Raw genomic sequence first — 26,955 nt, forward strand, 5'->3', positions numbered from 1 at the left:
GACGCTAACTCCGCCGGGTGCCGGCTGTCTCCTTCGGATTCCGTGTTTCTCCGCGCCCTCCGGTCAGCGGATAACAGGCGAGTCCGATGAGAACGGAGGTGAAATGCCCGAGATCGGTGAAGGAGCGCTCGATCACGAAGGGAATCCCGTACGCCGCCAGGACGGCCACCAGATACGCGTATCGCCAGGGCGTGGCGATCCGGTAGGTGAGCACGCCGACCACCCCCGCCAGGGCGTAGCTCACTCCGACATCGAGGGTGTCGACCGCGGAGTGCGGTGCCACGCCGTGCTTGATCGCCCAGAGCAGCGCGCCCTCGCTGACCAGCGTCGACAGCACGTGCGCGGCCGCGTTGACCGCCAGCCAGCGGGCGGTTCCCAGCCAGCGTTCGGCGGGTGCCTGGAAGACGGTGTAGAGAACGGCGTACGGAATCCAGTGCCCGCCGTCGATCCACATCGCGCTCGCGAACAGCACCCGCACCGGGTTGTTCGACAGCTCGTGGATGTTCGTCGAGCGCTGCCGCAGGAAGTCCTCTTCGAAATCCGGGGACATGTGGTGCAGGGCCACGGTGGTGACGAAGAGGATCGTCAGCCAGATGTACGTGCCCGGCGCCCCGCGCACGTACATCCACACCCTGTGGAAGAACCGTTCACCCCGCATGACCTGATTGACCCATGCCCGCGGTGTCCCCGGCGCGATCGACATCCCGGACGAGCCGAGCGGGTCACGGGAGCACCCGGCACAACGGCGGACCCGGCCCGGGCGGGCGGCCGCGGGGACCTCTTGGCCCCGGCCCATGATCCGTACCGCCGCCCCCGACGGCGCGCTGGAGACCCTCGAAAAGCGTGGCCGAGGCCCGGCGGTTCCGGGGTCCGGCGCGGGTATCCGGGGCCGCCCCGTCGCGTACACGACACGACCTGTGAAATTGGCCGAATCGACAGAGTGTTCGTAGCGGCCCTGGCTACTCTCTGGTGCTGTGAAGGTTACTGATGGTGCGGAAGTTCTCCGTTTCTCCTTACTGGGCCCACTGCGTGCCTGGCGGGGCGAGACGGAACTGGCACTCGGCTCGCCCCAGCAACGCGCCGTGCTCGCGCTCCTGCTCCTGCGACGCGGGCGAGCGGTCGGCATCGACGAACTCATCGACGGCATCTGGGGCCACGACCCGCCGGCCGGCGCCGTCCCCGTGCTGCGCACCTACGTGTCGCGGCTGCGCAAGCTGCTGGAGTCCGAACGGAGCCCGGGCGCACCGCCCCGGCTCGTGGTGTCCATCGGTGACGGATACGCGCTGCGGACCGAGGAGATCACCAGCGATCTCGCCGAGTTCGAGGAGGGCCTGGCGCTCGCCGAGCACAGCCGCGCCCGGGGCGACAGCCGCGGGGCGGCCCGGCTGCTGGACACCACGCTCACCGGCTGGCCCGGCACCCCCCTGGCCGGCGTGCCCGGGCCGTTCGCGGAGACCGAGCGGGCGCGGCTGGCCGAGCGGCGGCTGACCGCCCTGGAGTACCGGCTCCGCGTGGAGCTCGAACTCGGCCGCCACGAAACGGTGTTGCCCGAACTGGTGGCACTGCGCGCCGCACAGCCGCTGCGCGAGGCCGTGTGCGAACTGCTGCTGGTGGCCCTGTACCGCTGCGGACGGCAGGCCGAGGCCCTGGAGGTCTACGCGAGCACCCGCCGCACGCTCGTGGACGAACTCGGCATCGAACCCGGCCCGTCCCTGCGCGCCGCGCACGCACGACTGCTGGCCGGTGACCCGGGCCTGTCGCCGCCGGCACCGGTATCGGCGGCGGCGGACGGCACGGACACCGAGGACGGCCCCTACGCCGAGCGGGCGGACGACCCCGACCGGGACGATCCGATACGGGCCGCAGGCGGCGTACACCCCTCCCAGCTCCCGGCGGACCTGCCCCTGTTCACCGGCCGTGACGTCGAACTCGGGCGGGTGGACGCGCTGTTGCCCGCCGAGGACCATCCGGACGCGGCCGTCGTCGGGCTCATCAACGGCATGGCGGGGGCGGGCAAGACGACCCTGGCCGTGCACTGGGCGCACCGGGTCGCCCACCGTTTCCCCGACGGCAGCCTCTATGTGAACCTGCGCGGATACGACCAGGGCGGCTCCGTCATGGAACCCGCCGAGGCGCTGGAGACGTTCCTCGTCGCCCTCGGCGTGGCCCCGCAGGCCGTCCCCGAAGGGCTCGACGCGCAGGCCGCCCTCTACCGCAGCGTCCTCGCCCGCCGGCGCGTCCTGATCGTGCTGGACAACGCCCGTGACAGCGGGCAGGTACGACCGCTGCTGCCCGGCACACCGGGCTGTCTCGTCATCGTCACCAGCCGCAGCCGGCTGACCGGACTGGTGGCCGGCCACGGCGCCCACCCGCTGACCCTGGGCCCGCTGACCACCGGCGAGGCCCGCGCGATGCTCACCCGGCGCATCGGCGCCACGCGGGTGGACGCCGAACCGGAGGCCGCCGACGCCATCGTCGAGCTGTGCGCCCGGCTGCCGCTGGCCCTCGCCATCGTGGCGGCGCGGGCCGCCCACCACCCCGGCTTCCGGCTCGCGGACATCGCGGGGGAACTCCGCGAGACCCACGGAAGCCTGGACGCGTTCACCGGCGGCGACGCCCACACGGACGCGCGCGCCGTCTTCTCGTGGTCGTACCACGCACTGCCGTCCGCCGCGGCGGAACTGTTCCGCCGGCTGTCCCTCCACCCGGGACCCGACATCAGCACGGCCGTGGCCGCCGCCCTGACCGCGGTGCCCCCACGCCCGGTCCGCGCGCTGCTGGCCGAACTCACCGGCGCCAGCCTGCTCGGCGAACACGCGCCCGGCCGCTTCGCCTTCCACGACCTGCTGCGCGCCTACGCCCGCGAACAGGCCGACACCGAGGACACCGAGGAGCGGCGCGGCGCTGCGCTGCGCCGGATGTACGACCACTATCTGCACACCACTCACCACGCCTCCGCGATCATCAGCCCGCTCCGCGAGACCATCCCCCTGCCGTCGAGCACAACGGACAGCGGCGCGCTCCGGTTCACCGGCCGGAGGAAGGCCATGCAGTGGCTGCGCACGGAACGGCACGTCCTGCGGTCGGTCGTCGAGCACGCCGCCACCCACGGCTACGAGGACCACGCCTGGCGCACCGCCGTCGGACTGGACCTGTACTTCGACCGGCTGGGCTTCTGGCACGACCTGATGGAGATCAACAGTTCCGCGCTCCGGGCCTCCCGCGCGATCGGCGACCGTCTCGGCGAGGCGCACGCCCTGCGCGGTCTGGGCTTCTTCCACACCCGGTTCGCGCACTCCGCCGAGGCGCGGCGGGACCTCGGCCGGGCGCTGGAGCTGTTCCGGGCCGAGGGCGACGCGTTCGGCGAGGCACGCACCCGGCGCTGTCTCGCCTACCAGGCCAACGGGGAGGGCCGGTTCACCGTCTCGCTCGACCACTACACGCACGCCCGCGAGCTGTACCGGGCCGAGGGCGACACGAGCAGCGAGGCCATCGTCCTCAACGAGGTCGGATGGACGTACATCCTGCTCGGTGAGCACGGCAAGGCGCTGGAACACTGCGAGAAGGCCGTCGCCCTGCACCAGGAGATCGGCAACCCGATCGGCGAGGCCGGGGCACAGGACAGTGTCGGCTACGCCCACCACCAGCTCGGGCAGTACGACGCCGCCGTCGAACGCTTCGAGCGCGCGCTGGCGCTGTACCAGGAGATCGGCGACCACTATCTGGAGGCCGACACCCTGCGCCACATCGCCGACTCCCGGCTCGCCGCCGGCGACCGGGACGCGGCGATCGACGCCTTCCGGGCGGCGCTCGCCCTCCTGGAGGAGAACTCCCACCCGGAGGCCGCCGACCTGCGGGAAACCCTGCGCGACCTGGAAGCCTCCGATCCCGGAGGAACCGGTCCGGCGTGATGGGACGCGGGCGGGGCGAGAACAGGCGGGGTCCGCGGGGCCAGGCGTGCCCGGCATGGGCAGGAGGGGTCCGGGGGGTCAGGCGGCGGCCCTGACCGGCTCCGGTGCCGGCTCCGGTGCCGGGTGCCGGAGCCGGCCGTCCTCGTCCGCGAAGACACCGTGTTCGCGCAGCGCCAACCGCAGACCGCGCAGCGCGTAGTACACCCGGGACTTGACCGTGCCCTGCGGGATGCCCAGGGCCTCGGCCGCCTCCTGGGTGGTGCGGTCCTCCAGGAACGTCGCCCGGATCACGTCGCGGTGGGCGGGAGTGAGCGCCCGCAGCGCCTCCTGCACCACGATGGACGACAGCATCCGCTCGATGTCGTCCGCCTCGGCGCCCAGTTCGTTCAGCCAGGTGGCACCGCCTATCTCCAACGGCCGCGCCATCCGCGTCCGGTGCGCGTCGATGACGAGGTTGCGGGCGACCCGGAACATCCAGGGGCGTACGGCCATCCCCTCGCCATCGGCCAGGTTCCGCTTGTTCCAGCAGCGCAGCAGCGTCTCCTGGATGACGTCCTCGGTACGGTGCGTGTCCCCGCCCAGCATGCGCAGTACATACGTGTAGAGCGCCGGGCCGTGTTCCAGGTAGAGGTCACGCAGCGCCCGTTCCTCGGGAGAGACCGCGCTCGCGGATCCGATGACCGTGACATTCATGGGTGCTCCTGTTCCTTGCGATGACCGGCCCCGGTCGGGGGGACCTGGGGCCGGGGCCTCCTGGGGAACGGAGTGTTCCGAGCGTCGTTCCACGTTCGTTTGACGTCGGGTGTACGAAGTGATGGACGAGCTGGTCGGGGCGGGTGTGACCAGGGGTGGCGGCGAGGTCGCGCGGGGTGACTCAGACGTACGCCTCCAGGGCGTCGACCTGTCCGCGGACCTGCCCGACGAGTGCCGCGTGGCCGGGGGGCAGCAGGCCGTGCCGGTCCAACGTGTCCCACATGTGCAGGAGTTCACGCCCGTGGGCGACGACCGCCCGGTCGTCGTCGAGCTGCTGCCAGGCGGCCGCGGCCCGCGCCACCTCCGCGGGTGCCCGGCCGTCCCTGGCGCCGCACCGGATCCGGGCCACGGCCAGGGCCAGCACGATGGCCTCCCGGTGATCGCCGCGCAGGTGCGCGAGGTACGCCTCGACGGCCCGGGCCTCCACGGCGTGCGGGTGCTCGGCGCCCACCGAGCCGGTCAGGCTCTCGCGCAACGCGGTCGCGTCGGCGAACGCCTCGTCGAGCCGGCCGTCGGCGGCCAGCTCGTTGATACGGCCGATCCGTTCGGTGAGGCCGGCGGGGAGAGCGGTGTCGGCGGCGGGGGCCGCGACGGCACCCGGGTCCGGTACCTCGGCGCGGGCGGCGGCCGTGGCGCGGGCCCGCGCGACCGCGGTGGCGACGGCGGTGGCCGCGGCGGAGACGGGAACGACGACGGTGGCGGGAGCGACGGGGGCGCCGGCCGGAGCGAGGGCCTCCGGAGCGGCGGCCGCCGGGGCAGCGGCCGCCGGGGCAGCGGCCGCCGGGGCAGCGGCCGCCGGGGCAGCGGCCGCCGGGGCAGCGGTCGTTGGGGCAGCGGTCGTTGGGGCAGCGGCCCGGGTGGGGGTTGCCGGAGCCGCGGGTTCGGGCTCGTCGAACGGTTCCTCCTCCGGTTCGAGGACGCGGCTGGACCCGTCCGGCAGCACCTCCAGCACGAAGCGGGCGCCGCCGGGACCGTCGTACACCGTCGCCGCCACGGCGCCGGCACGCTCGTGCGCGTGCCCCTGCAACCGGTCGAGGACGGCCTCGTGAACGGTCTGGCCGGGCGCGGTGGCAAGGGTGTGTCCGTCGATCTCGGCGAGCCCTTCACCGGAGATGTACACATCGAAGCGGGCCATGGCTGTCCTCCTCATGCGGCGGTCTGGGTGGAAGTGATCGCGGTCGCGGTCGTCGTCACGGTCGCGGTCGTGGTCAGGTCGTGGTCAGGTCGTGGTCGCGTCAGGGTCGGGCGTGACGCCCGGAGTGGCGCCCGAGGGAGGGGCGCCGATGCCCTGGTACTTCGCGAACTGGGCGCGGATGGCGAGGACATAGCCCTGGGCCTCGTTCGTCTCCGGCACCCCTCTGGCCGCGCGGACGGCGTCCATCCCGACGTCGTAGGCGGCCAGGGCGAGGTCCAGGACGCTGTTGGCGGTCCCGTCCCCGCCGCTCTGGTTCACCTCGCCGTTGTCGATCATCTGCTGCCCCTGCTTGGCCAGTTCGCACAGGTAGCGGCCCTGCGCCATGATCGAGTCCTTCGCGTCCAGGGCGGAGGTCTTGCCGTTGTCGTCGTCGTCCTTGCCGTACTGCGTGAAGATCTCGGGCGGCAGCTGCGAGAGGCCCTGTTCGCCGTTCGGGCCGACCAGAGCGCTGTTGAAGCCGGACTCCTTCTCGATCTGGGAGGCGATGACGATCGGGCCGATCGCGCCGCACAGTTCGCCGGCCTTCTGAATGGGGTCCACCAGGTCCGCGGGGACGGTGGAGGTGTCCAGCCGGCCCTTGCCGTCGCCCTGGAAGATGCCGAGCGACTGGTCCGCGTCGGCCTGGCTCGGGGGGCTGCCGCCGCCTCCGTGGAACAGCAGGTACAGCGCGATGAGCGGGGCCAGCAGGACGCCGAATCCGCCCAGGATCACCACGACGACCAGCGTTCCGGCCAGGGCGAGCGGCGACAGCAGGCAACCGCAGCCGGTGCCCGCGATGATCCCGTTCCTGACGGCGGTCGACGCACCGCCCTCCCCGCTCTCTCCGCTCATGAGCGCCCGCCTTCTTCCCCTCGCCTTGAACCGCTGCGGCCACATGGCCCGTTGTGCTGTCCGACGGGCTCGACAGACCGAAACGGGGCCCGGAGCAAATAAGTTCAAACCAGTGGAAACCAGATGAGCCAGAGCAGCGGATCAACGAGCGAAAAGGGGGGCGGGGCACACATGGGCACTCCTTCGGCAATGCCGTCGGGCCCGGGGGCATGGGTACGGGGACCCAAGAACCCACAACCGGCGCCCCCGGAAGCACGGCCCGCTCCTGACCCCGCCGGTCAGACGGTGTTCATCCCGGATCCCGGCGCCCGGCCCACGCCTCCGCGGGCGCCCGGCGACCAGCTCGCGGCACCCGTGCCGCAGGCCGGGACGCCGCCTCGTGCTCCGGCCGCCGTGCAGGCCGCCCCACAGGCCGCGGCCCACCCCAAGGGTGTCCCGCCGCGGTCCGCAGGGCGGCGGGCGGCGCGGGCCTCCGGTTCCCCGGAGGCGGCCTGGGGCCAGACGAAGCGGCCCGGGCCGGTACGCGGGAAGTCGCGGGACGAGGTCGGCTGGGTCAAGGCGCACGGCGGCTCCGGCGCGACCTCGCTGGCCGAGGCGTTCGGCGGAGTGGAGGTGGGAGCCCGCTGGCCGGACCCCGCCCGCGGCGAGCCCCGCCGGGTCGTCCTGGTCGGCCGGACCAGCGCGCGGGGACTGCGTTCCGTCTCCCAGGCGTTGGGCGCGCTCAAGGACGGCAACGCCCCGCAGGGAATCGAACTGCTGGGCGTGGTCCTCGTCGCCGACGCTCCCGGACGGCTGCCGCTCGGCCTGCTGCGCCGCATCCGCGTGCTCCGCTCCGTCGCCCGGGTGCACCGCGTGCCGTGGATACCGGCCTGGCGTACGGGTGGCCGCCCGAAGTCCACCCCGAGACAACTCGCCGCCCTCGCCAAGCTGGTGGGCGGCGAACTCTACGGCGAGGGAGCCGTGTCGTGACCCGGCCCCTCTTCGACGCGCGGTTCCTGGCCGCCTACACCCCGCCGGTGGAGGCCGACACGATCCTCGGTCTGCTCGCCTGGTGCGCCTCCGCCTGCGGTGTCGGCGGACTGATCATCGTCGGCATCCAGATGGCGCTCCAGCTGCGCCGCGGCGACCCCGGTGAGGGCGGCGAACACTTCCGCGGCGTCTTCTTCGTCACCCTCAGCTGCCTGGTCGCCACGTGCGCCGGTCCGCTCGTCGCGGCCCTCGGCAGCCTTCAACTCCTCGGTCCCTGACCTCGACGCACCTTCCCGCAAAGCCAGTCACCTTCCCGCCCACCGTTCGTGCCGGGCGCCGAACCCCTCGGAGATCCTCATGTCCTCTCTGCTCCACGAAGCCTCCACCATCCTCGCCGCCGGCGTCCCGCAGCCCGCGGCCAATGCCCCCGGTGCGCTCACCTCCAAGGTCAACACGGTCCTCGGCATAGCCGCCTGGGCCGGCACCGCCGCCGGTGTCGCCGGCGTGCTGATCACCGGCGCGATGATGGCCGTCTCCGTCAAGCGGGGCGAGAGTTCGGAGCACATGAGCCGGCTCGGCATGGTGCTCGGCGGCTGTGTCCTCGTGGCCACCGCGGGCCCGCTGATCAGTTTCGTGTTCGCGTAGGCCCGGCGGACGGTCGTGATGTTCAAACGCAGGGAGCGCCGGATCGCGGAGTCCGGGCCGTACTACAGACAGCGCAGTTGGCAGCTGTCGGCGGGATTCCTCGGCATCGTGGTCGTGGTGGGCGGGATCGTCACCATGCTGTCCGGCCCGGACACGACCACGGACCGTGCGAACGCCGCGGCCTCCGAGGGCCCGCTCGCCACCGCCTCCGGAAAGAAGGACGGTCGGCCCGGTGGCTGTCGTACCGACGACAGCGCGGGCGCGGCGCCGCCCCGGGCCGCGCCCAAGGACGTGAGCTGGCGCACGCTCGGTGTCGCGCGGGTTCCCGTCTCCGTCTCCGCGGGGCCGACCCTGATCCAGGGGTCCCTGTGGTGGTGCTACGCGCACACGCCCACCGGGGCCGCGCTGGCCGCCCACATCATCCCCTCGCAGATGAGCGGATCGAACTGGCGCACCGTCACCGAGCAGCAGGTCGTCTCCGGGCAGGGCCGCGAGATGTTCGAGTTCCAGCGGGCCACCGTCCGGAGCACCGACAGCCAGAGCAGCGGTACGACCGTCGCCTCGTACGTCGGCTTCTCGGTGGCCTCGTACACGGACACGGCGGCGACCGTGCGCCTGCTCCTCAAGAGTGCCCAGGGATACGCGGCGACCGACATCTCCCTGCGCTGGAGCGGCGGTGACTGGAAGGTCCAGCCCGACGACAACGGTTCGCTGCACTCGCCGGTGTCGGCCGTCCAGAGCACCAGCGGCTTCGTCCTTTGGGGGGTTTGACGTGAACTGCACGTCCGGGAATCCGGTCATCGACCTGGTGAAGGGGTTCTTCAGCTTTCTCGGCGATCCCATCGGGACCATCGTCGACCTGATCGCGAAGACCATCCTCGCGGGCGCGGTCGCGGTGTTCGCGGCGCTGACCACCAATGTCCCGACGCTGGAGCAGACCCAGACGTCGAAGGACATCAGCAGCGACACGCAGTGGATCGTGGTCTACCTCGCCGTCGGCTCGCTGCTCTTCGCCGCCTGCCGCATGGCCATCGAGCGGAAGGGCGACGCGGGCCGCACGGCGCTCAAGGGCATCATGCGGGTGGTGCTCGTCTCGGGTGCCGCCACCACCGTCGTCGTGGCCGCCGCGGCCGTGGGGGACAGCTACTCCAACTACCTGTTCAACAACGCCGTACGGGATTCGCTGAACAACGTCGGAGCCTGCTCGGACGGCAGCGGGATCCAGTCCTTCCTGCTGCTGGTCCTCGCGTTCCTGCTGCTGATCGCCGGGATCATCCACACGGTCCTGATGTACATCCGGCTCGGTGTGATGATGCTGCTGCTGGGCACCCTCCCGCTGGCCGCCGCGGCCTCGATGACGGACTGGGGCGCCGGCTGGTGGCGCAAGCACATCGGCTGGATGATCGCCTGGCTGCTCTACAAACCCGCGGTCGCCCTCGTGCTCAACGCGGGCATGGCGATGATCAACTCGGGCCGGAACAGCGGCACCGGTGACGCCGCCACCATCAACACCCGGATCGCCGGCATCGGCGTGATGCTGCTGTCCGCCATCGCCCTGCCCGCGCTGCTGAAGCTGATCGTGCCGGCGACCGCCGCCATGGGCACCGGCAACCCGATGTCCAGCATGGGACAGGCGGGCTCCAGCCTGGCCAGCGGCGCGGTCCAGCTCGGCGGCAGCCGCGGCGGCTCGGGCGGCGGTGCGCAGGTGGGTCCGAGCGGCGCGACCGGATCCGGCGGCTCCGGCGGCTCGTCCGGTGCGGGCGGCTCGTCCGGTGCGGGCGGAGAGGCGGGTGCGACCGGATCGGGCGGCGCGAACGGCGCGGCCGCGGCGGGCCGGGCCGGTGCCTCGGGTGCCGGAGCGGCGGGCGGTGGCGCGGCGAGCGGCGCGGCCGCGGCGGCCGGACCCGCGGGTGTCGCCGTCCTCGCGGCGGTGGCCGCGGCCCAGGTGGCCGGTTCCACCGTCTCCGGCGCCGTCGAGGGAGCCGACGGCGAACTGGGCCACAACAAGTGATCCCCGGGGAGACGACGGCGTGCGGACCGCGCGCGCGACGCGGGCGCGACCGGTCGTCACCGGCGGGCGGTCCCCGCCGGTGACCGGCGGACTCCCCGTCGTCTCCCCCTCCTCCCCATGAACGACCGCCGGGTTCCCGCTCCCCCCTGGGAACCCGGCGGTCTCCCCACCGCCGCGCCGTACCCCCGTCACTTCACGAAGGGAAACCGGACCCATGTCCACGGAAGCCGTCATCCATCCGACCTACGGGAACTGGCGCAGGCCACGCCGGCCGGGGCTCGGACCGCTCGGGCTCGTCGGCACCTTCGGCGTCTTCGGCGGGCTCATCGTCACCCTGCTGGCGTCACTGATCTCGCTGTACGCGGCGCTCGTCGTCCTCGTACCGGTCGTCGTGTTCCTCGTACCGCTCGCCGTCCGTACCCAGGACGGGCGCAACGTCTACCAGTTGATGACCCTGCGCATCGGATGGTGGCGCCGCAGGGCGAAGGGCGCGCACCTCTACGTCTCCGGCCCGCTGTCCGCCCGCCCCGGAGGCCGGTTCCGCCCTCCCGGCCTGCTCAACAAGGTCACCGCGACCGAGGGCCGGGACGCCTACGACCGGCCCTTCGGCGTCCTGCACCACCCGGTCCGCAACCTGTACACGATCGTTCTCGGCTGCGACCCCGACGGCGGCTCGCTCATCGACCCCGACCAGGTCGACGTCTGGGTCGCGCTGTGGGGCGAGTGGCTGGCCCGGCTGGCCCACGAACCCGGCCTGCGGGGGGCCACCGTGATCGTGGAGACCGCCCCCGACCCGGGCACCCGCCTCGCCAACGAGGTACTGCCCCGCATCCACCCCGACGCGCCTCCCGCCGCCCGTGCCGTCATGGAGGAGGTCGTCGAGCGGTACCCGAGCGCCTCCTCCGAGATGCACACCTACATCACCCTGACCTACGGCGTCCCGCCGGGCCAGCGGCGCAAGAAGGACGACGTGATCACCGATCTCGCCATCCGCATCCCGGGCCTGCTCAGCGGGCTCGTCGCGGCCGGCGGCGGTGCCGCGTACCCGCTGTCGGCCGAGCGGATCGCCGAGGTCGTCCGGGTCGCCTACGACCCCGCCGTCGCCGCCGACGTCCTCAACGCCCGTGCCCAGCAGGGCGGAACGGGCCTGGAGTGGGACGACGCGGGCCCCGCCGCCGCCGTCGAGACAGTGAACAGCTACCAGCACGACTCCGGTGTCTCGCGGACCTGGATGCTGACCCTGGCGCCGCGCGGCACCATCCGGTCCTCGGTGCTCCGGGGCATGCTGGAAGCCGCCCCCGGCACCCGTCGCAAGCGGGTCGCCCTGGTCTACCGGCCCATCGACCCGGCCACCTCGGCCCGCATCGTCGAGGCGGACCGGCGCAGCGCCCAGTTCATGGCGTCGTCCGGCAAGGGCATGGTGCAGGCCCGCGCGGCCTCCGAGGTGAGGGCGGCGGAGCAGACCGCCGCCGAGGAGGCCTCGGGCGCCGGACTCGTGGAGTTCTCGCTGATGCTGACGGTCACCGTGGACAGCATGGAGGAGCTGGCGGACGCGAGCGTCACCGTCCGCAACCTGACCGCGGCCTCCCGGGTGCTGATGCGGCCCGCGGACCGGATGCAGGCGGCGGCGTTCAGCTGCACCCTGCCCGCCGGAATCCTCCCCTGGGAGCAGACCCTCGTCCCGCACGAACTTCAGGAGGCGCTGTGAGCCGGCGTGAGCAGAAGCAGGCCGAACGGGCCGACCGGCTGGCCGAGGAGGAGCAGGCGCTCACGGTACTGGCCGGGGGCCGGTCCAAACGGAACGACCGCCGGGATGAGACGTCCGGGCGCGGGAAGACCAGGAAGGGGACGTCGGACGGCCGGCTCGACGGCCGGGACGGCACGCCGGACCGGGCGGCCGGAACAGGCACCACGAGCGGGGCGACCGGGACAGGAGGGGCGGGCAGGGCGAACAGGGAGAGGACTCCGTCGAAGCCCAAGGAGCTGTTCGTCCCGCACCGCGGCTGGTACGGCGTGGGCGGTGGACGGGTCGGCTACATGGATCCGCCCACCATGTGGCGGGCCACTACCGTGCAGGCCTGCGGCATGTGGCCCTTCGCCGCGGGTTCCGGCTCCCCGATGACCGGGGTACCGCTGGGGCAGCACCTGTTCACCGGCGCCACCGTCTGCGGCGACCCGCTGAACTGGTTCACCCGGGCCCGCTACATCTCCAACCCCTCGCTGTTCATGCTCGGTATGCCGGGTCTGGGCAAGTCCACCCTGATCAACCGGATGCTGATCGGGCTCGCCGCGACCGGTGTCGTCCCGCTCGTCCTCGGCGACCTCAAGCCGGACTACGCCGACACCGTCCGCGCGCTCGGCGGCCAGGTGATCTCCATCGGCCGCGGCCGGGGCGGCATCAACGTCCTCGATCCCGGCGCCATGGGCGAGGCCGCCGCGAAAATCGGCGGCGAGGCCGGCGAGGTCCTGAAGGCCGAGGCCCACGGCCGCGTACTGAACATGGTCGCCGCCCTCATCACCATCGTCCGCGGCCGGCCCATGGACGACCACGAGCAGTCCGTGCTCTCCGCCGTCCTGCACCACCTGCGCGAACGCACCGTCGAAGGCCGCGCGCTGCTGCTGCCGGACGTGCTGCGGGTGCTGGCCGAGGGCCCGCCTCGGGTGCGCGCGGTCACGCTCGACCGGGGTGACGACGCCCGCTACCGGGACGCCGTCGATCCCCTGCACCGCTCCCTGCTCGGCATCCTCGACGGCCCGCTCGGCGACACCTTCGCCTCCGAGACGTCCACCCGGATCGACCCGAACGCGCCCGCCGTGTGCATCGACATCTCCGGCATCGGCGAGGCCGACACCCAGCTGACCGCCGCCGCGATGCTCGCCGCCTGGTCCGACGGACTCGGCACGGTGGCCGCCTCGCACGCCCTCGCGGACGCCGGACTCGCCCCCAGGCGCTGGTTCTTCACCGTCCTCGACGAACTGTGGCGCCCGCTGCGCGCCGCCTCCGGCATCGTCGACCGCATCGACGCGCTGACCCGGCTGAACCGCTCGCTCGGCCTCGGCGACGCGAAGATCACCCACACCCTCAAGGACGCCGAGGCGCTGGGCACCGACGCCGACCGTGCCAAGGCCCGCGGCTTCGTCGAGCGGGCCGGGATGGTGGTGTGCGCCGGGCTGCCGAAGACCGAGATGGAGGACCTCGGCAAGGTGGTGGGCCTGTCGCGGCGCGAGATCGAACTCGTGTCGTCCTGGTCCTCGCCGCCCGGCTGGGGCGTCAACGGCGACAACGAGGAGCCGCCGGGCCGTGGCCGCTTCCTCATCAAGGTCGGCGGCCGCCCCGGCATCCCCATCAAGGTCGCCATCACCGACGCGGAGCGCCGGCTGCACAACACCAACACCCGTTGGACACCCAACGAGGACGCCGTCGAACAGGCGGCGGCCCGGGCCGCCGCGCAGGTCGCACGGGCCGCCCGGGAGGGTGTCCACGGACTCCCGGGCGCCGGCGGCCCCGGCGCCGGGGCGACGGCCGGGCGGTGGACCGCGTGAGCGCCCCCCGCAGCGGCGGCGACCTGCACGACATGCTGCCGTGGGCCATCGTCGCCGTCGCCGGAACCGGTCTGCTGATGTTCACCGTCGCCTGGTCCGGCGGCACCCTCGGAGCCGGACTCTCCGGCAACGGCTGGGACGCCCCGCCGTTCGCCCTGTCCACCATCACCCGCCTGGTCTCGTACGGACCGGACGCGCTGTGGCCGACGACGCCCGCCGCCGCCGTCTACGCGGGCATGCTCGGCCTGCTGGCAGCCGTCGCGGTGCCCGTCGCCCTCGTCGTACGCCTCCTCATGGGCCGTTCGGCCCGCCCCGAGGGCCTGGCCGGACGGCGTGAACTCGCCGCCATGTGCCCCAAGGGCATCGAGGCCCGCGCCCGCGACCTGCGCCCCACGCTCAAGGGCCGCGACCAGGTCCACCCGGACGAGACCGGCAACCTCCTCGGCGACCTGGAACCCAAGGGCCCCGAGCTGCGCAGCAGTTACGAGGACGTGGAACTCGACCTCATGGCGCCCCGCGCCGGCAAGTCGACCGGGATCGCGGTGCCCCGGGTGCTGCGCGCCCAGGGAGCCGTCCTGCTCACGTCCAACAAGGCCGACGTGTACTCCGTCACCCGTGCCGAGCGCGCGAAGGCGGGCACGGTCTGGACGTTCGACCCGCAGGGCATCGCCCACACCCCGCGGGCGATGTGGTGGAACATCCTCGGCGAGTGCCACACCATCGAGGGCGCCCGCCGGATGGCCGGCCACTTCGTCGCGTCCGTCAACGACGACACCGCGAAGAAGGACTTCTGGATCTCGGCCGCCCAGAACACGCTCACCGCGCTCTTCCTCGCCGCCGCCCGCGGCGGGGCCCCGCTGACCGAGCTGCTCGCCTGGCTCGCCGACCCCGCCGACCGCTCCCCGGTCGACCTCCTGCGCCAGGTCGGACTCGTCGCGATGGCCGAGCAGTTGCAGGGCACGGTGCGGGGCGCGGTGGAGACCCGGGACGGCATCTACGAGACCGCCCGGCAGACCGCCTCCTGCCTTCTCGACCCCGAGATCCTCGCCTGGGTCACCCCCGACCCCGACCTCCCCGAGTTCCGCCCCGAGCAGCACGTCCTCGGCCACGACACGCTCTACCTCCTGTCCAAGGACGGCGGCGGTTCGGCGGCGGGCGTCATCGCGGGCCTCGCGGACGCGACGATGCGGGCGGGCGTCGTCGCCGCCGAGCGCATGGGCGGGCGCCTCGACCCGCCGCTGACGGCGGTGCTCGACGAAGCGGCGAACGTCTGCCGCATCTCCGATCTCCCCGATCTCTACTCGCACTTCGGCTCCCGCGGCATCAACGTCGTGACGCTGCTCCAGAGTTACCGCCAGGGAGCCCGGGTGTGGGGCGAGGTCGGCATGGACGCCCTGTGGAGCGCGGCGACCATCAAGCTCCTCGGCGCGGGCCTGGACGACGCCGACTTCGTCCAGAAGATCTCCACCCTGGTCGGTCAGCACGACGTGCGCACACCGAGCGTCTCCCGCAGCAAGGACGGCACTTCGCGCTCGTACTCCTACCGCCAGGAGGCCGTCCTGCCGCCCGACAGGATCCGCGCGCTGCCCAAGGGCACCGCGCTGCTCCTCGCGACCGGGGTCAGGCCCGCCCTGATCCGGCTGCGCCCCTGGTACAAGGAGCCCGGCGCCGGCGCCATCTCGGCGGCGGCGAAGGCGGAGACCGCGGCGATCACGGAACGGGCCGCGGCTCGGCTCCTGCCGGGTGTGACCCTGGGCAAGCCGGAGCCCGGCCGGGACACCGCGCCAGCGTGACCGTGCGCAGCACCAGTTCGGCGGGCCCGTACCGGACGCGGTTCATCAGCCGTGCGCCGAGGGCCAGTTGGAGGCCGTACAGCACCACGCAGCCCGCGAGGACGACGGCCGTGCCGACACGGTCGTAGAGCCCGAACCCGTACCCGGTGAACACGCAGGCGAGGACCAGCGACTGGGCGAGGTAGTGGCTGAGCGCCATGCGCCCGGAGGCGGCGAGCACGCCCGCCGCCGGGCGCATGGCGCCGGCCAGCAGGAGCACTCCGCACGCGTACGACACCGTGAGGGCCGGCGCGGTCAGCAACGACACCGCGTGGCCGACCAGGAACCACCGGCTGTCGAGGGGCCCGTTCGCACAGCACGCGGTGACCGTGCCGCCGGCCAGACCGACCGGCAGCCACCGTACGGCCGTCCGGCGCAGCCACACCCGGTCCCGCCCGCGCCGCTCGACGAGTCCCGTCCCGGCCGCCGCGAGTCCCGCCAGGAAGGCGGCCAGCATGTCGGGGGTGTACATCAGGTTGGCACCGAGCGAGGCCGGCAGCTCGCGCAGATGCGCTCCGATCACCGACGGGAACCCGCCCCGGTAGGCGGCCACGGTGTGCGCGGCCTCGGGGGCGTACCGGGCCGGGGTGACCGGCTCGGTGAGGGCGACGGTCAGCAGCCCGTACCCGAGCAGCAGGACGGCCAGGCCCGCCACCAGACAGACCGCGACCCGCACGGCCGTCCGGGGAGCGAGGTCGCGCAGGCCGTACAGGACCAGGGCCAGAGCGGCGTACGTCATGAGGATGTCGCCGGGATAGAGCAGCACGGCATGCGCGAGACCGAGTCCGAACAGCCCCGCCGTACGCCGCAGGTGCTGGGTGGGGAACGCGGCTCCCGCCTCCCGGGCGGCCCGCCTCTGGAGGACGAAGCTGTAGCCGAAGAGGAAGGAGAACAGCTGGTAGACGGTGGTGGTCGCGGTCACCGCCCACGCGGACGCCCGGTCGACGGCCGAGGCGTCGGGACCGCCGCCGAACGCCGTGTAAGGGCCCGCCATCAGCTGGGCGTTGACGAGCAGGATGCCGAACAGGGCGAACCCGCGCAGCGCGTCGATCTCGTGGACCCGCCCGCGGTCCTCGGCCCCGCCCCGCCCCGCCGCGGTCGTCCCCCGGCTCACGACGAGACCACGACCCCGGTTCCGAACGCCAGGGTCGAGGACAGGAACCATCCGAACGACGGGGCGAGCAGATAGCGCAGCGTCCACAACCGGGCGGTGGCCGGCCGGTTCTGCGCGTAGACCACGGGAACGCTGCCGCCGACCGGCGGCAGCCCGCACAGCGGCCCCCGCCATCCCGGGTCGAGGACGAGCCCCCGCCCCAGGTGGTCGGGGAACACCACGAGCCCGCCCCATCGCCGGTCCGACGCCCCGCGGGGCGTCACCTGGCCCATGACCCGCAGGCCACGCACCCACAGCCTCACGGCCCCCAGCGCCGACCGTGTCGCCAGCGCCAGGAAGCCGAGGCCGAACCCCGTACACAGCGCCAGCAGCACCAACTCCGCGCCCATACCGATCCCTTCGTCCGCGAACCGCACCTGGGACGCACAACGGGGCGCGCGTCCGACCGGTTCATACCCCCGGTTTGAACCACCGGACGCCACCGCCCCGTTGTGGGGACGACCCCGCCCGCACGCCTCATGCGACGTCCACGAAAGGAGCTCCGGCACAGATGAGACGGACTCCGCGCGCGCAAAACCACCGGACGGCGGCGACCGTCACCCTGGCCCTCGCCCTGACGGTGACGGCCCCGCAGCCGGCCCGGGCCGAGCCCGGCACCCTCACCGAGGTACGCGCCGAACTGAAGCGGCTCTACCACGACGCGGAGGTCGCCACGGACAAGTACAACGCCGCCGACGAAAAGGTGACCGAGCAGGAGAAGCGCGTCCACACGCTCCAGGGCCGGATCGAGGCGGCCGAGACGAGACTGGACCGCCTCACCTCCCTGGCGGGGGCGGCGGCCCGCGCCCAGTACCGGGGCGACAGCCTGCCCGCCGAGATGCAGTTCGCCCTCTCCGACAACCCCGAACGCGCCCTGGACAACGCGTCCTTGGCCCGCCGGGCGCAGCAGGCCACCCAAGGGGTGCTGGCCGCCCTGGGCACCACCCGAAAGAGCCTGGTGAGCCGCACCGACCAGGCCGCGGACGAACTGAGGAGTCTGCGGGCGAGCCGCCGCGCCAAGGACACCGAGCGCCGGGCGATCGAGAAACACATCGACGACGCGAGGAAGCTGGAGTCGCGGCTGGAGAAGAAGGAGGTCGAGCGGCTCGCCGCGCTGGAGAAGAAGGAGGCCGACGACGCCCAGGCGAAGTGGGTGGACACGGGCATCCTCGAGAAGGTCGGCACCGACGCGACCCCCGCCGGGAAGAAGGCCATCGCGTTCGCCACCCGCCAGCTCGGCAAGCCCTACGTGTGGGGAGCCGAGGGCCCCGACTCCTTCGACTGCTCCGGCCTCACCTCGCAGGCCTGGCTGGCGGCGGGCCACCCCATCCCCCGCACCTCGGAGGAGCAGTGGCGGCTGCTGAAGCACGTCCCCATCGAGGACATGCGCCCCGGCGACCTCATCATCTACTTCGCCGACGCCAGCCATGTCGCCCTCTACATCGGCGGCGGAAAGATCATCCAGGCTCCGCGGCCCGGCCGCTGGGTGTACGTCTCCCCGGCCGCGTCGATGGAGATCCTCGGGGTGGTCCGGCCGGACGCCTGACCTTCGACGAGGGCGGGGACAAGGACGAGGACGAGGACAGACAGGGACGGAGGCGGGGACGGACAAGGACGAGGGGCGGACCGTCGTGGTCCGCCCCTCGTCCCGCCAAAACCGCGAACGCGTCCGTCAGCCCTGGGCGGGCGGCGGCCCGAACGGGTCGACGACGTCGACGACGGGAACCTCCTTCGGGCGGTGCGAACCGGGCTTGCAGCCGGCGAACACGCCCGACGGGTCCCGCAGGTTCTGCAGGGCCGGACCCAGGAAGTCCCGGTGCCAGGCGGCCGGGCCGCTCATGCCGGACCCGGAGCCGGTGTCGCTCAGCTCCCCCCAGGCGAGCCACAGCCCGTGCAGCTGGGCCACCGCCTCCGGGTGCTCCCACCAGCGCGAACACCACGGAGCCATGGAGGTGACCTCCCGGCCGTAGACCGGCAGCAGCACATGGTGCACCCACAGGGTCAGCTGCCGCAGCGCCCGGCCGTACTCCGGCGCCTCCAGGTAGAGGATGAACTTCGGCGCGGGGGGCGGTGGCGGAGCCCCCTGCGGGGCCTGCGCGGCAGATTCCGGGGACGGTCGTGGAGGCACTGCGGTCGCCTGCTCGGCGTCAGGCGTCTGGACCGTCATGGCGCTCCTTCCTGATGTGCGGGGCTGACGGGAAACCTTCCGGGCCCGCGGCGTGTTCGCGGGGTGCGGGTCCGGGCGCACGGCCCGCTCCGTGCCGGGAAGCGGGCCGTGCGACCTCTCGGTACGACCTTTCAGCCGCTGCGGGGGGCCCGGCCGCCGGTGCCGTTCCCGTTCTGCGTGGAGTTCCGGACCTGTGCCGTCGTCCGGCGGGTCACCGTCGGCCTCGAGGTCGAACCGATCGAGGTGCCCGTCGCCAAGGAATCCTGACGATCTATCGTGGCCCTGCCCGCCGGCAGGATCGGGGGCTGCTGCTGATCCGCGGGCTGCTGCGACGGCTGCGACGACGACACCGTGGGCGCCGGAACGGAGGTCGGATTCACTGTCGTACCGGAGGTCGGATTCGCTGCCGTACTGGAGGCCGAATCCGCGGGCGCGGGCTGCTGGGCCGTCGGCGAGCTGTAGTTCCAGGTGGCCGAACCGGCCTGAAGACCCGCGCCGGCCGCCTGCCAGTTGGCCTGGGAGGCGACCGGGAGGGTGCTGTCGTTGCCGTAGCCGGACATGGCCGCCCCGGCGACTCCCACCGCGGCGGCGACACCCTGGGCCAGATAGGCCTTGTCCCCGGTGTCGTAGTAGTTCTTCCCGGCCTGGGCCAGGTAGGCGGCGCTCTTGACTCCTGACGCCGCGACGCCCACGACGTTGACGTAGTTGCCGACCTCGTTCTGAGCCCCCTTGCCCGCGGCCTGGAGGACCAGCGGAACGGCGTCGAAGGCGAACCGCTTGACGCCCTCCCGGTTCTCGCTGAGCCAGTTCTGCGCACCCTGGCTCCACCGGTACACGGCACTGTTCGTGGGGTCCGCCGCGAGGTAGGTCTGCGCCTCCACATCGAAGACGCCCACGGGGTTCTGTCCGGGCGGGTCGGTGGCGGGGACGGGTGGCGGGCTCGCCGGCGGGCTGATCTCCGGGCTGGCGTTCGGACTGGCGCTCGGGCTGGCCGACACGGTCGCCGGGCTGGCCGACACGCCCACCTGGCCCGTGTTCGGCAGGTAGGCCGACGAGCCCGTGGCATGGGTGTAGCTGATCGTGGAACCACCGCTTTCGGCGGTGGTGAAGGACCCTTCGCTGTCCGAGCTCGAGCCGTTGCTCCGTGGCATCTGCGGACTTCCTTTCCTGCGTCGCTGGCACGCTGTCCTGGGTGCCGCTCGTCCTCGCTCCGGTGCTCCCCTCCTCCCTCGCTTCCCCCGGCTCGCCTCGTCGGCGATGCGCCGCGTCACCCAGTAGTGGGGCACAACGGGGCCGTACCACCGGGGGGTTCAATGCCATGACCGCAGCACTCCGAAATCCGTCTCGGGGTGCGATGGGTTGAACCACCGGGCGCGCTCGGGCCGTTGTTCTCCTGCGACTGGCGTCGGCACCCGGCCGACGGATCACAGCCGACAGGGAGGTACACCCATGACCGCAGCCCACCCGTGGCGGTCCGCGTCGCAGGGTCTGCTGAAGCGCCGCCGGTCCGCGTCCGACCCGGACGGCTGTTACGCCCGCCGGACGCCCCCTTCGCGACCGGTCGACGGCGCCCCGTGGTTCCCCGAGGCCGCGCTGCCCCCCGGCCTGCTGCCGTTGCCGAGCGGGTTCGATCTGCGCGGGGCGTGACCCCGGCTCCGACCCGAAGTCGCATTCCCGATCTTCCGATACGAACAGGGGGCACCCGTGGCGAACGACAGCGCGGCTTCCTCGGCCGGAAAGCGGCTGGCCGGAAAAACGCCGCCCGAGCGGCCGGATCCCCCCGAAGTCGCGCTGGCGCGCAGCCTGCTCCGGACCGAGTACGCCATGCGGGGCCGGCGTCTCGGCGGCGCGTCGCGCCCGAGGGACACGGGAGGCGCCTGGGATCAGCTGGCGGACGAGCTGCGTCGCTTCATCGACCGCCTCAGGGGCCGGTCGTCGGGAGGGGGAGCCCCCTCGGCCGGCGGCGGGCAGGCGGCCGAGGGATCCGGCCGGGGCGGGCCGGACTCGGCTCGGACGACGGGGGACGGGTCACCGGAGCAGCAGCCGCGCTTCACTCAGCCGGCACCGTCGTCGAGGGCGGCTTTCGAAGGGACGATCAGCCGGCTTCCGCCCCCTGCGCGGGAAGCCTTCGAGGACGCGGTTCTGCAACTGGTCAGAACCGAGAACAAGTGGAAGAAGGCGTACGACAGATCGCCCGCCGGCATGCCGAGTGTCGCGATGTACGCCAACAACGCGTACATGAGGGAGCTGCGGCGCGACGCTCCCCCGAGCGCCGACCCGCCGACGCGGGGCGTGTCGCGGGGCGATGTACCGCGGACGGTCACGGCCGCGGAGGCCATGACCAACGCCCAGACCGCCGTCGTGGCCCAGGACCAGGAGCAGTTCGCGCGACTCCGCGCACGCTGGGAGCGCCCGGCGACCGGTCGGCAGGGCTCGGTCGCACCGTCGGCCAGGAGCGGTTTCGACCATCCGCGCGAGAACGAGATGAGCGACGGCCAAGCCTTCCTCCAGGCCCAGCGGGCACAGTACGCCTGGAGCACCGGCAACTCCCGCGATCCGGGCCGGGATCAGCTGAGCGACGCCGTCGGTTTCCGGGCAGCCGAGGAAGCGAGACTCGAACGAGTCACCGCCGACCGCCCGGGCCCGGCGCCCACCCCCGTCCAAGAAGCCGAGCCGGCCCACCAGGCCTGGAACACCGACGACTTCAGCGACCCGGGACGGGAACCGATGAGCGACGGAACCGCCTTCCTCTCGGCCCGGACCACCCAGCGGTTCGGGAGCACCACCCCCCTGTCCTTCGCTCCCCCGAGTCCCCTGACGCCGCTGTCTCCCCTGCCCGGTTCCGCGGTCGCCGCGACGGACGGGCAGCAGTCCCCGCTCGGCAACGAGGGGCACGCGGCCCTGCGCGACTCGCTCGCCTCCAGCAACCGGTCCGCCTCGACCTCCCGGGATGCTGTCGACTCCCCTTCGAGGTCCGCCGCCCCCGTGCACACCGGGCAGAACACGACCACGCCCACCCGGACGGTGAGACGGGTCTGACATCCGCCACCGGTTGAACCGTCCTCCCCCGCGGTCCGTTGTGCGGGTGAACCCGGCCGGGCCCCACCCCCCGGAGCCTCGGCCGGACCCTGATCGAAGACGTGGCAGACATGGAGACGCGGAAGGCACCGAGGACGTCAAAGGCGTCGGCATCGCGGGTATCGAAGGAGACGTATGTCAGGCGGTCCGCCCCGGCTCGGCAGCCTCCTGGGCGCGGGCACCGGGCGTGCCGTCCTCCAGGCGGCCGAGCCGCGCACGGACCTTCTCGGCGTCCGGATGGTCGAACTCCACGAAGATGGCCAGGGCCTGAAGCCAGCTGTCGCGCGCGGCCTGCGGTTCCCGGGCGTCCAGACGGACGTCCCCGAGATTGCTCAGGGTGTGGCCCTCTCCCCACCGGTTCCCGATGTCCCGGTGTGTCCTGAGCGCCTGGAGGTGGTACTCGACCGCCGTGTCGTAGCGCCCGAGGCGGCGATGGACGGTGCCGAGGATGTCGAGGGTGATGCCCTCGACCCACCGGTTGCCGTTGACGCGCAGGACGGCCAGCGCCTGGTCCAGGGAGTCGACGGCCTCGTCGAACCGGCCGAGCCGCTGGTAGGCGTCGCCCAGGTTGCTCAGGGCGATCCCCTCGCCCCAGGCACTCCCGATCACCCGTTCGACGGCCAGCCCTCGGCGGGTGTACTCGACACCCATGGCGAGCTGTCCGGTCTGGAGATAGGCGTCGCCCAGGTTGGACACCGCCGACCCCCTGCCGTGGTGGTCCCCGAGATCCCGGTACGCGGCCATCGCCTGACGCAGATGGTCGATCGTCTCGTCGAGCCGGCCCGAACTGCGCAGGGCGGCCGCCAGGTCCGCGAGCCCCTGGGCCTCGCCCTCGCGGTCATGGGTGGCACGGGCGGCGGCCAGCCCCACCCCGGCGGTGTCGAGCCAGTCGTGCATGTGGCTGCGGAGGTAGAAGAACCCCCACAGGACGGCGGGCAGCCGCCAGGCGATGCCGGGATGCCCGGAATCGGCGGCCTGATGCACCGCGCTGACCAGGTTTCCCCGCTCCGTCTCGCACCAGCCGAGCGCCTCGTCGTGCGTCGTGAACTCCCGCCGCCGGCACGGGGCGGGCAACGGATCGAGGGGGATCGGCCGACGGCGCGGGGTGATGTACGCGTACGCGGCGTCGGCGGTGTGCAGATACCAGGAGAGCAGCCGCTGAACCGCCAGGTCGCGCTCCTGGGCCGTCTCCTCGGCGTGGACCCGTTCGGCGGCGTACACCCGCAGCAGGTCGTGCAGGGTGTAGCGGCCCGGGAAGTGTTCGGTGAGCAGATGCGCGCGGGTGAGCTCGACGAGCAGGCCACGGGCCTCCCGCGGTACGAGCCCGGCGAGAGCGGCCGCGGCGGGCGCGGAGATGTCGGGTCCGGAATGCAGGCTCAGCAGGCGGAAGAGGCGCGCGGCCGGACCGGACAGCGCCTTGTACGACCAGGAGAAGACGGCCCGTACGTCCGTGGTGATGTCGTCGCCCCCCGCGAAGGCGTCGAGGCTGCCGTGGCTCTCGCGGAGCTCGTCGACGATGGCGCTGAGCGGGAAGTCGGGGTACGCGGCGGCATGGGCGGCGACGATGGACAGCGCCAGCGGCAGCCGGGCGCACCGCGTGATGATCTCGTCCACCGCCCGGGGTTCCGCCGCCGGCCGGCCGGTGCCGAGGCGGCGAGCCAGGAGGTCGTACGCCTCCGCGGGCGTCAGCTGGTCCAGCGTCAGCGGGTGCGCCCCCTCCGCGGCGACCAGACCGGTGAGCTGGTTGCGGCTGGTGACGATGACCAGGCAGCCGGGGGAGCCGGGCAGCAGCGGGCGGACCTGCTCGGTGTCCCGGGCGTTGTCGAGCAGGACGAGCACCCGCCGCTGGGCGAGCATGCTGCGGTAGAGCGCCGTCTGGGCGTCGAGACTCGCGGGGATCCGCATCGGGGGGACGCCGAGCGCGTCGAGGAAGGTCCGGATGGCATCGTCCGGCGCCACCACCACGCCGGTCGGGTCGAAGCCGCGCAGATTGACGTAGAGCTGTCCGTCGGGGAAGCGGTCGGCCATCTCGTGGGCCCAGTGCACGGCCAGGGTGGTCTTGCCCATACCGCCCATGCCGCCGATCGCGGCGATCACCACCGAGGCCGGGGCTTCGCCGGCCTCGGGCAACAGGGCGCGTATTCGGTCGAGTTCGGCCTCTCGACCGGCGAACGTCGGCAGGTCGGCGGGCAGTTGAGCCGGAAGGGCCGTGTGCGCGACGACCGGCGGGGCCGGCTTCGCGGACGGCCCGGGTTCGGGCGGCCGCGACGGCCCGGGCAGCCCCGCGCCCGTAGTGACGTCCGCGCTCAGGGACGCGTCCGCCGCCAGGATGCGGTCGTGCAGGTCCTTCAGCGGCGCTCCGGGTTCGATGCCCAGCTCGGCGACCAGGGTGGCGCGCGTCCCGCGGTAGGCGGCCAGCGCCTCGGCCTGCCGCCCGGACCGGTACAGCGCCAGCATGAGCAGCCGGCACAGCTGCTCCCGCAGCGGGTACTTCCCGGTCAACGCGACCAGTTCGGCGATCACTTCGCCATGGCGTCCGAGTTCCACGTCGACGTCCAGCCGCATCTCCAGCGCGGTGAGCCGCTGTTCGTTCAGCCGGGAGCCCTCGGACTCGGCGAGCGGTCCGGGCACTCCCGCCAGCGCCGCTCCCTGCCAGCCGCCGAGCGCGGCGTGCAGCAGATCCGCCGCCGCGGACGGATCGCCCCCGGCGCGCAGTTTCCTGGCCTCGGCGACCCGCTGCTCGAACACCCCCAGGTCCAGGGCGCCTTCGGGAATCCGGAGCAGATATCCGTCTCCGACCGAGACGATCGTCCGAGGAGCGTCGGCGGCGCCCCGTCCCGGCTCCAGCCCCTTGCGCAGACGCGACACATAGGTCCGTACGACCGACACCGCGGCCGTCGGCGGCTCCTCGCCCCAGACGGCGTCGAGGAGTTCGCCGAGCGTGACGGGGCGTCCTCGCCGGAGCAGCAGCACCGCCAGCACGGCCCGCTGCTGCGGGGAACCGACGTCCACCTCCTGCCCGCCGCGCCATGCCCGGACCGGCCCCAGCACGGCGAAACGCACGGAATCCTCGTTGGCGTTCACTCTCTGCACTCTACTGAACACCCGTGTCACATCAGGGGTGTTGGCGGTGTGCAGGAGCCCACACACCCCTCAGGCCCGGCCGGCGCCATGCGGCAGGGAACGTCAGGAAGGAAGCGCCATGAGCCGGGACGATCGGACGCCCGACCCGACCACGGGGGACGACCCCGCCGTGCCCGGGAAGCCGACGGATCCCAGCGGGCCGGAATCCGAGGTGAAGGCGCTCTCGCCGGAACCCGCGGGGGAGGCGTCCGCACCCGAAGCCGTGGGGAAGGCGCCCGCGCCGGCTTCCCGCTTCACTGTGGTCATCTCCGGCGACGGCTCCGCCGCCATCGACGGTGAGCCCGTACCGCCGATGGACGGGATGACGGTCGACGCCGTGATCCTCGACGTGCTGCACGGATACGCACGGGACCGCGGGACCACCGTGACCGCCGCCGTGTCGGACCCCTCCGCGGGTTACGTGGCACACGTCGAGGTGGCCCCGGACGGTTCGAGCACGCTGGTGGACCAGCGGGAACAGCCCTCCGGGCCCGCCGGGGACGACTCCGCCGAAGGATCCACCGAGGAGTCCGCCGAAGAGGCGGCACCCGACGAGCCGCTCGACGAGGACTTCGACGCCGACGCCCAGGACGACGACGTGGACGCCGAAGGCGAAAACCATGACGAAGACGAAGACGAAGACGAAGACGACGATGCCGATGCCGATGCCGACGAATTCGACGTCGAGGCGTACACGCTGGAGCAGCGGCGCCGGCGGGAGTCCGCATCGCCGCCCCCGCCCCCCTCCCCGGGCGGGGGCGGCGACCCCGGCGCGAGGTCCGGCCCGCAGCTCGTCCGCAGGCACGGAACGCGTCAGTCGGACGACGAGTACGTGGGGCCCGGCCTGCTCCACAGGCCCTTGGTGGTCGGGCCGGTGGCCCTCGTCGCGGCCGCCCTCGTCATCGTTCCGCTGGTGATCCTGGGCAGCGGCGGGTCGGACGACGACGGGCGCCGGAAACAGGCCGCCCGGTCGAGCGACGAGACGAGCGGAGACCCGCAGGCCGAGAGGTCGGGGCCGGTCTCCACGTCGTCCGCGAGCATCCCGCCGCCACCCAGCCCTTCGGCGTCGGCGAAACCGAGGGAGTCGAAGGGCGCGAAGGAGTCGAAGGGGCCCGAGGGCGCGAAGGCCCCGCGGAGCGGCGGAGGCGTCACCGTGACCGTGACCGCCAGGCCGCCGCAGGCCACGGTGACCGCGAAGCCCGCCCAGGAGACCGCCGCCACCGCCGTGAACCGTCTCGCCCTCAACGATCCGTCGGGGCGGCACATCTGCTACCGCGCCTACGTCTCCGGACAGGGCTGGCAGAAGCCCGTGTGCGACGGCACGATGGCCGGCACCTCGGACCGGAACCGTCCGATCAAGGCCCTCAACATCGCGGTGTCCGGCAGCGGCGGATCGGCCGCGAACGCCTTCGTCCACGACCCCGACTCGTCCAACGGACAAGGCAGGTGGGAACCGCAGTGGACGGACGTCATCGCCGACGGCAGGAACAACTACATCGGCAGCACGAAGAAGAGCGCCCCTGTCATGTCGGGCTTCGCCATCAACATCGGCAGCGGCCGGATCTGCCAGACGGCCAAGGTTCACGGCTTCGACTGGGGCGGTCAGGGCTGTGCCGACGCCCGCCCCGGCCTCGTCTTCGGCGGCGCCCTGGAGAACGACCGCCGGCTCGAAGCGGTGAAGTTCACGGTCTGAAGCATCCGAGCACCCTGAAGTCCCTCGCCACCGCCTCCGCCGCCCGCGACG

The 26,955-nt window shown here is 73.0% G+C and carries 22 protein-coding genes; 13 read left to right on the forward strand and 9 right to left on the reverse strand.

Features of this window, described 5'->3' with window-relative positions; genetic code table 11:
* Window positions 1-4: 4 nt before the first annotated feature.
* The gene (locus tag ACFYW9_RS10320; RefSeq protein ID WP_389147296.1) at window positions 5-658 is read right to left on the reverse strand and encodes a rhomboid-like protein; all 654 of its coding nucleotides are present in this window, start codon (window positions 656-658) and stop codon (window positions 5-7) included.
* A 316-nt stretch (window positions 659-974) separates the two neighbouring features.
* Here ACFYW9_RS10320 and ACFYW9_RS10325 point away from each other — a divergent pair, with 316 nt between their 5' ends.
* Window positions 975-3,911 (forward strand): BTAD domain-containing putative transcriptional regulator, encoded by a 2,937-nt coding sequence (locus tag ACFYW9_RS10325; protein WP_389147299.1) that lies wholly within the window; start codon window positions 975-977, stop codon window positions 3,909-3,911.
* A gap of 78 nt (window positions 3,912-3,989) precedes the next feature.
* On the opposite strand, the gene ACFYW9_RS10330 is transcribed toward ACFYW9_RS10325, so the two are convergent.
* The 3 genes from ACFYW9_RS10330 to ACFYW9_RS10340 all read right to left on the reverse strand — a co-directional run bounded on the left by ACFYW9_RS10330 (window position 3,990) and on the right by ACFYW9_RS10340 (window position 6,690).
* Entirely contained in the window at window positions 3,990-4,604 is a 615-nt protein-coding gene (locus tag ACFYW9_RS10330) for a sigma-70 family RNA polymerase sigma factor (protein ID WP_389147302.1), read from the reverse strand.
* A 181-nt stretch (window positions 4,605-4,785) separates the two neighbouring features.
* Window positions 4,786-5,799, reverse strand: coding sequence for a hypothetical protein (locus ACFYW9_RS10335; protein WP_389147305.1), 1,014 nt, complete (start codon window positions 5,797-5,799; stop codon window positions 4,786-4,788).
* 84 nt (window positions 5,800-5,883) lie between these two features.
* Window positions 5,884-6,690 carry a lytic transglycosylase domain-containing protein gene (locus ACFYW9_RS10340; protein WP_389147308.1) on the reverse strand — a complete coding sequence of 269 codons (807 nt, stop codon included), beginning with the start codon at window positions 6,688-6,690 and terminating at the stop codon, window positions 5,884-5,886.
* Between the two features lie 285 nt (window positions 6,691-6,975).
* Between ACFYW9_RS10340 and ACFYW9_RS10345 the strand changes: the two genes are divergently transcribed.
* From ACFYW9_RS10345 to ACFYW9_RS10380, 8 genes are all read left to right on the forward strand, one after another.
* On the forward strand, window positions 6,976-7,659 hold the full coding sequence (locus ACFYW9_RS10345; protein ID WP_389147311.1) for a hypothetical protein: 684 nt from the start codon (window positions 6,976-6,978) through the stop codon (window positions 7,657-7,659).
* Window positions 7,656-7,937, forward strand: coding sequence for a hypothetical protein (locus ACFYW9_RS10350; RefSeq protein WP_389147314.1), 282 nt, complete (start codon window positions 7,656-7,658; stop codon window positions 7,935-7,937). The genes ACFYW9_RS10345 and ACFYW9_RS10350 overlap by 4 nt, the downstream gene beginning before the upstream one ends.
* A gap of 79 nt (window positions 7,938-8,016) precedes the next feature.
* Entirely contained in the window at window positions 8,017-8,304 is a 288-nt protein-coding gene (locus ACFYW9_RS10355) for a hypothetical protein (protein ID WP_351860159.1), read from the forward strand.
* 18 nt (window positions 8,305-8,322) lie between these two features.
* Complete coding sequence (locus ACFYW9_RS10360; RefSeq protein WP_389147318.1) at window positions 8,323-9,075, forward strand: hypothetical protein; 753 nt, start codon at window positions 8,323-8,325, stop codon at window positions 9,073-9,075.
* 1 nt (window position 9,076) lies between these two features.
* Window positions 9,077-10,315 carry a hypothetical protein gene (locus ACFYW9_RS10365; protein ID WP_389147321.1) on the forward strand — a complete coding sequence of 413 codons (1,239 nt, stop codon included), beginning with the start codon at window positions 9,077-9,079 and terminating at the stop codon, window positions 10,313-10,315.
* A gap of 214 nt (window positions 10,316-10,529) precedes the next feature.
* Entirely contained in the window at window positions 10,530-12,023 is a 1,494-nt protein-coding gene (locus ACFYW9_RS10370; protein WP_389147324.1) for an SCO6880 family protein, read from the forward strand.
* Window positions 12,020-13,858, forward strand: coding sequence for an ATP/GTP-binding protein (locus ACFYW9_RS10375; protein ID WP_389147327.1), 1,839 nt, complete (start codon window positions 12,020-12,022; stop codon window positions 13,856-13,858). Before ACFYW9_RS10370 ends, ACFYW9_RS10375 begins: the two co-directional genes overlap by 4 nt.
* A gap of 32 nt (window positions 13,859-13,890) precedes the next feature.
* Entirely contained in the window at window positions 13,891-15,651 is a 1,761-nt protein-coding gene (locus ACFYW9_RS10380) for a type IV secretory system conjugative DNA transfer family protein (RefSeq protein ID WP_389147612.1), read from the forward strand.
* On the opposite strand, the gene ACFYW9_RS10385 is transcribed toward ACFYW9_RS10380, so the two are convergent.
* Both ACFYW9_RS10385 and ACFYW9_RS10390 read right to left on the reverse strand, forming a co-directional pair.
* Window positions 15,569-16,804 carry a DUF418 domain-containing protein gene (locus tag ACFYW9_RS10385; RefSeq protein WP_389147330.1) on the reverse strand — a complete coding sequence of 412 codons (1,236 nt, stop codon included), beginning with the start codon at window positions 16,802-16,804 and terminating at the stop codon, window positions 15,569-15,571. The genes ACFYW9_RS10380 and ACFYW9_RS10385 overlap by 83 nt on opposite strands.
* The gene (locus tag ACFYW9_RS10390; RefSeq protein WP_351860170.1) at window positions 16,801-17,193 is read right to left on the reverse strand and encodes a hypothetical protein; all 393 of its coding nucleotides are present in this window, start codon (window positions 17,191-17,193) and stop codon (window positions 16,801-16,803) included. The genes ACFYW9_RS10385 and ACFYW9_RS10390 overlap by 4 nt, the downstream gene beginning before the upstream one ends.
* A 161-nt stretch (window positions 17,194-17,354) precedes the next feature.
* Between ACFYW9_RS10390 and ACFYW9_RS10395 the strand changes: the two genes are divergently transcribed.
* Window positions 17,355-18,389 carry an NlpC/P60 family protein gene (locus tag ACFYW9_RS10395; protein WP_389147333.1) on the forward strand — a complete coding sequence of 345 codons (1,035 nt, stop codon included), beginning with the start codon at window positions 17,355-17,357 and terminating at the stop codon, window positions 18,387-18,389.
* Between the two features lie 126 nt (window positions 18,390-18,515).
* Here ACFYW9_RS10395 and ACFYW9_RS10400 read toward each other — a convergent pair whose 3' ends face one another.
* Together ACFYW9_RS10400 and ACFYW9_RS10405 are read right to left on the reverse strand one after the other, a co-directional pair.
* Window positions 18,516-19,010 (reverse strand): DUF4913 domain-containing protein, encoded by a 495-nt coding sequence (locus ACFYW9_RS10400; protein WP_389147336.1) that lies wholly within the window; start codon window positions 19,008-19,010, stop codon window positions 18,516-18,518.
* A gap of 131 nt (window positions 19,011-19,141) precedes the next feature.
* Complete coding sequence (locus tag ACFYW9_RS10405) at window positions 19,142-20,161, reverse strand: hypothetical protein (RefSeq protein WP_389147339.1); 1,020 nt, start codon at window positions 20,159-20,161, stop codon at window positions 19,142-19,144.
* A gap of 298 nt (window positions 20,162-20,459) precedes the next feature.
* On the opposite strand from ACFYW9_RS10405, the gene ACFYW9_RS10410 reads away from it, so the two are divergent.
* Window positions 20,460-20,657, forward strand: a complete 198-nt coding sequence (locus ACFYW9_RS10410; RefSeq protein ID WP_389147342.1) for a hypothetical protein — start codon at window positions 20,460-20,462, stop codon at window positions 20,655-20,657.
* A gap of 57 nt (window positions 20,658-20,714) precedes the next feature.
* Complete coding sequence (locus ACFYW9_RS10415; protein ID WP_389147345.1) at window positions 20,715-22,049, forward strand: hypothetical protein; 1,335 nt, start codon at window positions 20,715-20,717, stop codon at window positions 22,047-22,049.
* A 177-nt stretch (window positions 22,050-22,226) separates the two neighbouring features.
* On the opposite strand, the gene ACFYW9_RS10420 is transcribed toward ACFYW9_RS10415, so the two are convergent.
* The gene (locus ACFYW9_RS10420; RefSeq protein ID WP_389147348.1) at window positions 22,227-25,172 is read right to left on the reverse strand and encodes a BTAD domain-containing putative transcriptional regulator; all 2,946 of its coding nucleotides are present in this window, start codon (window positions 25,170-25,172) and stop codon (window positions 22,227-22,229) included.
* A gap of 118 nt (window positions 25,173-25,290) precedes the next feature.
* Here ACFYW9_RS10420 and ACFYW9_RS10425 point away from each other — a divergent pair, with 118 nt between their 5' ends.
* A complete protein-coding gene (locus tag ACFYW9_RS10425; RefSeq protein ID WP_389147351.1) occupies window positions 25,291-26,904 on the forward strand; it encodes a hypothetical protein in 1,614 nt (537 codons plus the stop codon).
* Window positions 26,905-26,955: the final 51 nt, after the last annotated feature.

It is taken from the genome of Streptomyces sp. NPDC002698 (assembly GCF_042888945.1).
Classification (GTDB): Bacteria; Actinomycetota; Actinomycetes; order Streptomycetales; family Streptomycetaceae; genus Streptomyces.

Bases quoted from the DNA above. Each gene is read 5' to 3' on its own strand.
- ACFYW9_RS10425 (WP_389147351.1), top strand. From the start codon at position 25,291: ATGAGCCGGGACGATCGGACGCCCGACCCGACCACGGGGGACGACCCC.
- ACFYW9_RS10410 (WP_389147342.1), top strand. From the start codon at position 20,460: ATGACCGCAGCCCACCCGTGGCGGTCCGCGTCGCAGGGTCTGCTGAAG.
- ACFYW9_RS10360 (WP_389147318.1), top strand. From the start codon at position 8,323: ATGTTCAAACGCAGGGAGCGCCGGATCGCGGAGTCCGGGCCGTACTAC.
- ACFYW9_RS10395 (WP_389147333.1), top strand. From the start codon at position 17,355: ATGAGACGGACTCCGCGCGCGCAAAACCACCGGACGGCGGCGACCGTC.
- ACFYW9_RS10370 (WP_389147324.1), top strand. From the start codon at position 10,530: ATGTCCACGGAAGCCGTCATCCATCCGACCTACGGGAACTGGCGCAGG.
- ACFYW9_RS10405 (WP_389147339.1), bottom strand. From the start codon at position 20,161: ATGCCACGGAGCAACGGCTCGAGCTCGGACAGCGAAGGGTCCTTCACC.
- ACFYW9_RS10335 (WP_389147305.1), bottom strand. From the start codon at position 5,799: ATGGCCCGCTTCGATGTGTACATCTCCGGTGAAGGGCTCGCCGAGATC.
- ACFYW9_RS10355 (WP_351860159.1), top strand. From the start codon at position 8,017: ATGTCCTCTCTGCTCCACGAAGCCTCCACCATCCTCGCCGCCGGCGTC.
- ACFYW9_RS10340 (WP_389147308.1), bottom strand. From the start codon at position 6,690: ATGAGCGGAGAGAGCGGGGAGGGCGGTGCGTCGACCGCCGTCAGGAAC.
- ACFYW9_RS10320 (WP_389147296.1), bottom strand. From the start codon at position 658: ATGCGGGGTGAACGGTTCTTCCACAGGGTGTGGATGTACGTGCGCGGG.
- ACFYW9_RS10330 (WP_389147302.1), bottom strand. From the start codon at position 4,604: ATGAATGTCACGGTCATCGGATCCGCGAGCGCGGTCTCTCCCGAGGAA.
- ACFYW9_RS10390 (WP_351860170.1), bottom strand. From the start codon at position 17,193: ATGGGCGCGGAGTTGGTGCTGCTGGCGCTGTGTACGGGGTTCGGCCTC.
- ACFYW9_RS10400 (WP_389147336.1), bottom strand. From the start codon at position 19,010: ATGACGGTCCAGACGCCTGACGCCGAGCAGGCGACCGCAGTGCCTCCA.
- ACFYW9_RS10380 (WP_389147612.1), top strand. From the start codon at position 13,891: ATGCTGCCGTGGGCCATCGTCGCCGTCGCCGGAACCGGTCTGCTGATG.